This is a genomic window from Stenotrophomonas sp. YIM B13575 (assembly GCF_042787595.1).
Taxonomy (GTDB): domain Bacteria; phylum Pseudomonadota; class Gammaproteobacteria; order Xanthomonadales; family Xanthomonadaceae; genus Stenotrophomonas; species Stenotrophomonas lactitubi_B.
Genome location: NZ_JBHZOP010000210.1, coordinates 1 through 8,054, shown reverse-complemented (window position 1 = coordinate 8,054; position 8,054 = coordinate 1). Strand labels below are relative to the sequence as shown.

Annotated in this window: 9 protein-coding genes and 3 tRNA genes; 10 read left to right on the top strand and 2 right to left on the bottom strand. The window is 66.0% G+C overall.

What is annotated here, in order from left to right:
- Positions 1 to 71: 71 nt before the first annotated feature.
- Both ACFX4F_RS21160 and dapA read right to left on the bottom strand, forming a co-directional pair.
- The gene (locus ACFX4F_RS21160) at positions 72 to 587 is read right to left on the bottom strand and encodes a hypothetical protein (RefSeq protein WP_380658328.1); all 516 of its coding nucleotides are present in this window, start codon (positions 585 to 587) and stop codon (positions 72 to 74) included.
- Between the two features lie 32 nt (positions 588 to 619).
- Positions 620 to 1,513, bottom strand: a complete 894-nt coding sequence (gene dapA / locus ACFX4F_RS21155; protein ID WP_089240321.1) for a 4-hydroxy-tetrahydrodipicolinate synthase — start codon at positions 1,511 to 1,513, stop codon at positions 620 to 622.
- A 164-nt stretch (positions 1,514 to 1,677) separates the two neighbouring features.
- Here dapA and ACFX4F_RS21150 point away from each other — a divergent pair, with 164 nt between their 5' ends.
- From ACFX4F_RS21150 to ACFX4F_RS21105, 10 genes are all read left to right on the top strand, one after another.
- Positions 1,678 to 2,238 carry a glycine cleavage system protein R gene (locus ACFX4F_RS21150; protein WP_025879444.1) on the top strand — a complete coding sequence of 187 codons (561 nt, stop codon included), beginning with the start codon at positions 1,678 to 1,680 and terminating at the stop codon, positions 2,236 to 2,238.
- A gap of 91 nt (positions 2,239 to 2,329) precedes the next feature.
- The gene (locus tag ACFX4F_RS21145) at positions 2,330 to 2,809 is read left to right on the top strand and encodes a peroxiredoxin (RefSeq protein WP_099820129.1); all 480 of its coding nucleotides are present in this window, start codon (positions 2,330 to 2,332) and stop codon (positions 2,807 to 2,809) included.
- 84 nt (positions 2,810 to 2,893) lie between these two features.
- Entirely contained in the window at positions 2,894 to 4,294 is a 1,401-nt protein-coding gene (locus tag ACFX4F_RS21140) for a PhoH family protein (RefSeq protein ID WP_099820128.1), read from the top strand.
- Positions 4,291 to 4,797, top strand: a complete 507-nt coding sequence (locus ACFX4F_RS21135) for a hypothetical protein (protein WP_380658324.1) — start codon at positions 4,291 to 4,293, stop codon at positions 4,795 to 4,797. Before ACFX4F_RS21140 ends, ACFX4F_RS21135 begins: the two co-directional genes overlap by 4 nt.
- A gap of 9 nt (positions 4,798 to 4,806) precedes the next feature.
- The gene (locus ACFX4F_RS21130; protein WP_099820126.1) at positions 4,807 to 5,475 is read left to right on the top strand and encodes a YoaK family protein; all 669 of its coding nucleotides are present in this window, start codon (positions 4,807 to 4,809) and stop codon (positions 5,473 to 5,475) included.
- Positions 5,476 to 5,786: 311 nt separating this feature from the next.
- Positions 5,787 to 6,596 (top strand): bifunctional hydroxymethylpyrimidine kinase/phosphomethylpyrimidine kinase, encoded by an 810-nt coding sequence (thiD, locus tag ACFX4F_RS21125; protein WP_380658322.1) that lies wholly within the window; start codon positions 5,787 to 5,789, stop codon positions 6,594 to 6,596.
- Positions 6,593 to 7,519: an alpha/beta fold hydrolase gene (locus tag ACFX4F_RS21120; RefSeq protein WP_380658320.1), complete on the top strand. Its 927-nt coding sequence runs from the start codon at positions 6,593 to 6,595 to the stop codon at positions 7,517 to 7,519. The genes thiD and ACFX4F_RS21120 overlap by 4 nt, the downstream gene beginning before the upstream one ends.
- A tRNA-Arg gene (locus ACFX4F_RS21115) sits at positions 7,510 to 7,586 on the top strand. Before ACFX4F_RS21120 ends, ACFX4F_RS21115 begins: the two co-directional genes overlap by 10 nt.
- A gap of 69 nt (positions 7,587 to 7,655) precedes the next feature.
- A tRNA-Arg gene (locus ACFX4F_RS21110) sits at positions 7,656 to 7,732 on the top strand.
- Between the two features lie 32 nt (positions 7,733 to 7,764).
- Positions 7,765 to 7,841 (top strand) — tRNA-Arg (locus ACFX4F_RS21105).
- Positions 7,842 to 8,054: the final 213 nt, after the last annotated feature.

The following is an 8,054-nucleotide window of genomic DNA, read 5'->3' as shown; positions in this document are numbered from 1 at the left end:
GCCGGGCCATGCCCGGCGGAACCTTGGACCGCGCTGCGCGCTCGCCGGGCATGGCCCGGCGCTACCGGCCATTACGGGGCCAGCTTCGCCTTCAGCGCGGCAATCAGCTTCACCGGCGCTGCGGCGGTGGCCGGCAGGCCACGCGGGTCGACCGCGGAGATGTAGGCACCGGCGTCGACGGCGACCACGCGGACCAGGAAGTTGCTGCCTTCGTAGGCCACGTCGTACGAGCCCAGCAGCTGCGCGCGGGTAGCGATGGTCAGGCCTTCCACGCCTTCCAGCGCGGTACCGACCTTGGCGAAGGCTTCATCCTTGCTGCCGGCAATGGTGAAGCCGGTGGCGCTGACCGCCGGAGCGGCGGCGGCCGGGGTGGCCGGCTTGGTCGCCGAGCTCAGGGTCGGCACCTGGTTGTTGCCGGCGCCTGCCGGCAGGTTCAGGTCCGGCGGCACTTCCAGCGGACGCACTTCCGGGGCCAGGGCATAGTCACCCTTGACGCCACGCTTGAAACAACCGGTGGTGCCGGCGGCGACAGCTACAGCAAGCAGGGCGTAGGACAGCACGCGGACGGCGGAAACGGATTGGCGCATGTGAATCTCCTGGATCAGACCAAGACGGAAGGTCAGTGGCTGGAAAGGGCTTCGAGGGCGGCGATATCGCCGGCGAGATGGTCGGCGGCAGGCGTGTGTGCTGCCGAAAGCGGCAGCAGCGGCAGGCGCAGATCGTGACCGATGCCGATCCGACGCAACAGCGCCTTGACCGGAATCGGGTTGGATTCGATACCGCAGAAGTCATGGAACGGCTGCAGGCGCGCATCCCAGGATTCGACGGCTTCATGGTCGCGGGCAGCGGCCAGGTCGCACATCCGGCGGTAGGCGCCGGGCAGCACGTTGGAGCCGACCGAGATCAGGCCGTCCATGCCGGCCTGGATCGAACGCGCGGCAGTGCCGTCATCACCGGTGAGCACGGCGAAGGTCGCGCTGCGCAGGTCCAGCAACGCGCGCACGCGGCCGGTATCACCCACCGCTTCCTTGATGCCGACGATGTTCGGATGGCTGGCGAGCTCGGCCACGGTCTCCGGCAGCATGTCGCAACCGGTACGGCCGGGCACGTTGTACAGCACCACCGGCAATCCGGCCTGGTCAGCGACCGCGCGGTAATGCGCGATCAGGCCGGCCTGGGTCGGCCGCACGTACGGCGGTGTGACCACGAGAGCGTGGGTGGCACCGAGCGCGGCGGCGCGGCGGGTCTGCTCGATGGTCTTGGCGGTGCCGGACAGGCCGGTGCCGGCCAGGACCGGAACGCGGCCGGCGATGCGCTCGACCGCGCTGGCCAGCAGCTGGTCGTACTCCGCATCGGACAGGGTGGCTGCCTCGCCGGTGGAGCCGGCAACGACAACGCCTTGGACGCCGCCCTCCAGCTGCAGGTGCAGCAGGCGCTGCCAACCGTCGGGGTCGAGTGCACCGTCGGCCCGGAAGGGGGTCGCCAGCGCGGTGATGAGGCCGGAAAGGGACAAGGACGTGCTGCTCTTGGCTGGGGAGGGAAAACGCCCGCCACGAAAGGCCGGGGGCGATCTGAATGTTACTTGCGGCGCGAAAGCACGGGCAAGTATGCTGGACACCGGTGGATCCCCGCCTCTGGCGGGCATTCAGACTAACGCATGCATTACCCGGAATCGCCTTGACCGACACCACCCCGCGCCCAGCGCCGAGCGAAAACCACCTCCTGATCAACGCCTATACGACGCATCCGGAGTCCCCCCTGTTGTCCGTCACCCGCCGCATCGCCGACAGCGGGTGCAATCTGGTGGATGCACGTCTGGCCACCGTGGGCCGTGATGTCTCGGTGACCGCACTGGCCACCGGCTCCTGGGATTCGGTCGCCAAGCTGGAAGCGATGCTGACCCGGCTCGAACGCGAGGAAGGCCTGAAGCTGGTCTGGTATCGCACCGAAGCCAAGCAGGCGCAGTCCAACCTGCTGCCGTACATCGTCGAGGTGATCGCTGCCGACAAGCCGGGCATCCTGTTCCAGCTGGCCGATTTCTTCGATCGCCAGGGCATCACCATCGAGACCCTGCAGAGCACGCGCTACCGCGCCATGCAGACCGGTGCGGAGATGTTCAGCGCACAGGTCACCATCGGTGTGCCGGCCAACATGCACATCGCTGCCCTGCGCGACGATTTCCTCGAGTTCTGCGACCACTTGAACCTGGACGCGATCATGGACCCGATGAAGTTCTGATTGAAACCCGGATTTTTCGCGCGCTCCTCACGGGCGCGTGGCGTTTCATGCAATTGTCGTAGAAAGAACCCAGGCTCGACAGAAGGACCTCATGAACAACGGCGATACCCTGGACAGCACCACCCTCTCCCTGCCGCTGGCGCTGTCCGGCGGCGCCCACGCCACCCTCGGCGATTACGCCGGCCAGTGGCTGGTGCTGTACTTCTACCCCAAGGACAGCACCCCGGGCTGCACCACCGAGGGCATCGACTTCAACGCACTGCTGCCCGACTTCAGGAAGGCGGGTGCGGTCGTGCTTGGCGTCTCCCGCGACTCGGTGAAGTCCCACGACAACTTCTGTGCCAAGCAGGGCTTCGCGTTCCCGCTGGTCAGTGATGCCGACGAAGCGCTGTGCACCGCCTTCGACGTCATCAAGATGAAGAACATGTACGGCAAGCAGGTACGTGGCATCGAGCGCAGCACCTTCCTGATTTCCCCCGACAGCCGCATCGTGCAGTCATGGCGCAAGGTCAAGGTCGCCGGCCATGCCGACGCCGTGCTTGCCGAACTGAAGGCCCATCCGTCCAAGTGAGTCCCATCGCCCACTTTGTCCGCCACCACCCTGCCCTGCAGCAGGTCGTGGTGGTTTTTCCCTGTCCGTAACCAGGAACCGATGATGACCCGAGGCAAGCGCATCTACGTGCTGGATACCAACGTGCTGATGCACGATCCCACCGCGCTGTTCAAATTCGAGGAGCACGATGTCTACCTGCCCATGCAGGTGATCGAGGAGCTGGACAACGGCAAGAAGGGCACGACCGAAGCGAGCCGCAATGCGCGCCAGGTCAGCCGCTTCCTCAACGAGCTGGTGCAGGCTTCGGGCCTGGACAACCTGGCCGAGGGCATTCCGCTGCAGCGGCCGCAGGGCCTGCAGCTGCGCGGCAAACAGAGCGTGGGCAAGCTGCGCTTCCAGACCAGCCATTTCGATGCGGGCAAGAGTTTTGGCAAGGTCATCCCGGACAACGCCATCCTCGGCGCGATCCTGGCGCTGAAGGAAGAAACGCCGGAAATTCCGGTGGTGTTCGTCTCCAAGGACATCAACCTGCGGATCAAGGCGGCCATCGCCGGCATCGTTTCGGAAGACTACGAAAACGACCGTGCGCTGGACGATTTCAGCCTGCTCTACACCGGCGCCACCGAGCTGCCGGAAGACTTCTGGAAGCGCCACGGCGAGGATCTGCGCAGCTGGAGCGACAAGGGCCGCACCCATTACGAAGTCCTCGCCCAGGAGGGTGAGGAGTGGTACCCGAACCAGTACGTCTACCTGCCGGGCGAAGACGAAGTCGAACTGCGTGTCAGCAAGATCGTCGGCGATGGCAAGGTGGTGCTGTCGCTGGTCGATGACTTCCGCCATGGCAGCCACGCCGTGTGGGGCATCAGCGCGCGCAACCGCGAACAGAACTTCGCGCTCAACGCACTGATGGACCCGGAAATCGACTTCGTCACCCTGCTCGGCACCGCCGGCACCGGCAAGACCCTGCTGGCGCTGGCCGCCGGCCTGGCGCAGACGATGGACCAGCAGCGCTACCGCGAGATCATCATGACCCGCGCCACGGTCAGCGTCGGCGAGGACATCGGCTTCCTGCCCGGCACCGAGGAAGAGAAGATGACGCCGTGGATGGGCGCGTTGACCGACAACCTGGAAGTGCTGACGCACAACCAGGAAGGCGGCACCTGGGGCCGCCAGGCCACCAACGACCTGCTCGCCAGCCGTATCAAGATCCGTTCGATGAACTTCATGCGCGGCCGTACGTTCCTGTCGCGTTACCTGATCCTGGACGAGGCGCAGAACCTGACGCCCAAGCAGATGAAGACGTTGATCACCCGTGCCGGCCCCGGCACCAAGATCGTCTGCCTGGGCAACGTCGAACAGATCGACACCCCGTACCTGACCGAAACCACGTCGGGCCTGACCTATGCGGTGGACCGCTTCAAGAACTGGCCGCACAGCGCACACATCACGCTGCGTCGCGGTGAACGTTCGCGGCTGGCCGATTACGCGTCGGAGGTGTTGTGAACCGTTGCACCCGTCTGCTGCTGCCCTCGATGGCGATCGCCATCACCACGCTGCTCGGTGCCTGCGCGACCACGCAGGGACCGGCCAGCGTGCCGACCACCGAACGCAGTGGCCAATCCTGGGTGGTCACCCGCCCGATCATCGCCGCACAGGTGCTCGATACCTGCTCGCGCCCCAGCCCCGGCCGCGAGGCCGGGCGGGTCAGCGGCTACTGGGCACCGAGCCGGCAGCAGGTGGACCAGCTGGAAGCGAATCTCGCAACGCTGGAAACGCAGGTGCCGCACGTCATGGATTTCGATCGCCAGTACGTCGGCATCGAGCTGGACGGAAAGCGGGTGATCTACATCAACGCGTTCCATCTGCCTGAAGACAACCGTCTGCGACCCGCCCGCGAAGCGGTGCGGGTCTGCGATGGTGGCGCGCAGTTCTGGGGCGCGGTCTTCGATCCGGCCAGCGGCACCTTCAACGAGCTGCAGTTCAACGGCGGCTTCGGCGGGCCCTGAGGGCCCGCCATGGGAATCCGCCTGCCCACCTGGGTCTGGATCGGCGCGGTCGCGCTGTCGTGCGTGGCCGGCATGGTCAATGTGGTCGGCTTCCTGGGTTTCGAACACCAGGCGGTCAGCCACATGACCGGCAGCACCAGCCAACTCGGCATGGCGCTGGCGCAGGGGGATTGGCGCGCGGTCGGCCACCTGTGGGGTCTGCTGATCGCGTTCTCACTGGGCGCGATGGTCAGCGGGCTGCTGATCCAGGACAGCGCACTGCAGCTGGGCCGCCGCTACGGCGTCGCGCTGGCGCTGGAATCACTGTTGCTGCTGGTGGCCATTCCGCTGTTCAAGCAGCATCAGATATGGGGCGCACTGGCAGCCGCGATGGCCTGCGGACTGCAGAATGCGATGGCCACCACGTTCAGTGGCGCCGTCGTACGCACCACCCATCTCAGCGGCATGTTCACCGATCTCGGCATCGGCCTCGGCCACCTGCTACGCGGACTGCCGCTGCAGGTACGGCGCCTGACCCTGAGCGGCCTGATCATCAGCGGCTTTCTCGCAGGCGGCGTCATCGGCGCCTGGCTGTTCGTGCGCTGGCAGTACGACGCCCTGCTCGCCCCTGCCCTGCTGACCGGACTGACCGGCCTGGGCTATGTGCTCTACCAGCAGTGGGCACGCTGGCGGCGCTGAGCATGGCGTCATCCACGCATGGCGTGGATCTACGTTGTCCCTCCGATCATTTCCGCGATATCCACGCATGGCGTGGATCTACTGCAGGAAGCCGTCAGAGGCGGGACGGTGTGGGGCTGCAGGACCGTTGGCGCCATGGATGGCGCCATCGAGCCCCCATGGACGGGTTTACGGCGTGTCCTGCAGGCCCACACCGCCCCGCATCCCACGAGATGCCGCCGTTGCTCCGGGTGTTGCTGTTGCTTCTGCGGGTGCCGGGTGCAACCCGGCCGGCACTACCCCCACACTGGGCAGCACGGCACAATCACCGCATGAGCCCGACCACCCCCGCTTCCGCCCTCACCATCGCCGGCTCCGATTCCGGCGGCGGCGCCGGCATCCAGGCCGACCTGAAAGCCTTCGCCGCGCATCGCGTGCATGGCCTGTCGGTGATCGCCGCACTGACCGCGCAGAACACCCGCGGCGTCAGCGCCGTGCACGTGCCGCCGGTCGACTTCCTGCGCGCGCAGATCGAGGCCTGCTTCGACGACTTCGACATCCATGCAGTGAAACTGGGCATGCTGGCCAACGCCGAGGTGATCCACGCCGTGGCCGATGCACTGGAACGCCATCGACCACCGCACATGGTGCTGGACCCGGTGATGGTCGCCACCAGCGGCGCCCGCCTGCTGGAGGACAGCGCGCTGCAGGCAATGCGCGAACGGCTGCTGCCACTGGCCACCCTGGTCACCCCCAACGCACCGGAAGCGGAGCTGCTGGTGGGCTGCAGCATCGCCAATGGCAACGATGCAGAACAGGCCGCCGCCTCACTCCTTGATCTGGGTGCCGGTGCGGTGCTGCTGAAGGGTGGTCACCTGCACGAAGGCAACCGCGTGGTCGACCGTTACTTCGATGGTGTCAGCAGCGAAGAGTTCATCCATGCCCGCCTGCCCTTGGATGCGCACGGCACGGGCTGCACGCTGGCCTCTGCCATCGCCGCGCAGCTGTGCAACGGGCTGAGCCTGGCCAACGCCTGCGAAGCCGGCATCGACTACGTAGCGCGCGGCTTGCAGCAGGGCTACGCGCCCGGCCGCAGCGAGGTGCTGGTACTCGACCACTTCGGCGCGGCACCACACGCATGAGCGATTCGCCACGCGCACTCGCCGTGGACAGCGGCGATGGCCACCGTTACGAGGTCATCGCCTGCGTGCCTGCACAGCCACTGGCGCGGTTGTTGTGGCTGCCAGCGCTGGGCGTGGCCGCACGCCATTACCTGCCGCTGGCGCAGGCACTGGCCGCCCGGGGCGTGGCGGTCTACCTGCACGAATGGCGCGGCAATGGCAGCAGTTCGCTGCGCCCGTCGCGCGCCCAGGATTGGGGCTACAAACAGATTCTCGACCACGACCTGCCGGCCAGTCAGGCGCTGCTCGCCGCTGACGACAACGCGCAGGACGTGCTGCCATGGATCATTGGTGGTCACAGCCTGGGCGGCCAGCTGGCCTGCGTACACGCCGGGCGCCAGCCGCAGGCGTTCGATCGATTGTGGTTGGCCGCCAGCGGCACCCCGTTCTGGCGTACGTTCCCACCACCACGCGGCTGGCTGCTGCCCCTGATCTATCGCTTCCTGCCGTGGATGGCGCGACGCCAGGGCGTGCTGCACGGGCGCCGGCTCGGTTTCGGCGGCACCGAAGCACGCGGGCTGATCGCCGACTGGGCGCGCGTAGGGCTGAACAATCACTACGCGGCTGTGGGCATGGGCGAGGATCTGGACGCCCAGATGACGCGTGTGCATGGCAGTGCGCAGGCGGTGCTGATGGAAAACGATTGGCTGGCGCCTATCGGATCGATGCAGGCGCTGCTGGCGAAACTGCCGAATGTCGCCTCACAGCTGCGCGTGCTTTCTGCGCAGGAGCTGGGTACGCGAGCCGACCACTTTGCGTGGATGAAACACCCGGAGGCTGTCGCAGAGGCGTTTTTCATTCAGTTGGGTGAAAATTTTCACAAAAGCGTTGACGACTCGCGCCGACATCCGCATAATTCCGCTCCTGTCGCAGGGCGCCCGTAGCTCAGTTGGATAGAGTACCTGGCTACGAACCAGGCGGTCGGGAGTTCGAATCTCTCCGGGCGCACCACTCGACAGACCTTCAGCATCCGCCGCTGGAAGTGCAGTAAAATAGAGAAGTAAGTTGATTGTGTACCGCGCGCCCGTAGCTCAGTTGGATAGAGTACCTGGCTACGAACCAGGCGGTCGGGAGTTCGAATCTCTCCGGGCGCACCACACACGATCAACACAACAAGTTTATGTAATTGGCGCCCGTAGCTCAGTTGGATAGAGTACCTGGCTACGAACCAGGCGGTCGGGAGTTCGAATCTCTCCGGGCGCACCATTACACCGAAACAGCAGGCCTCGGCCTGCTGTTTTTTTTTGTGTTTTTTGGCAGGGCTGCGCCCTGCACCCGCAGAGGCCAAAGCAACGGCAACAGCAGAAGCAGGCATTCCGTGGATGGCGGGGCGGCATGGGTAGGCAGGACACGCCGTAAACCCATCCATGGGGGCTCGATGGCGCCATCCATGGCGCCAACGGTCCTGCCTACCCATGC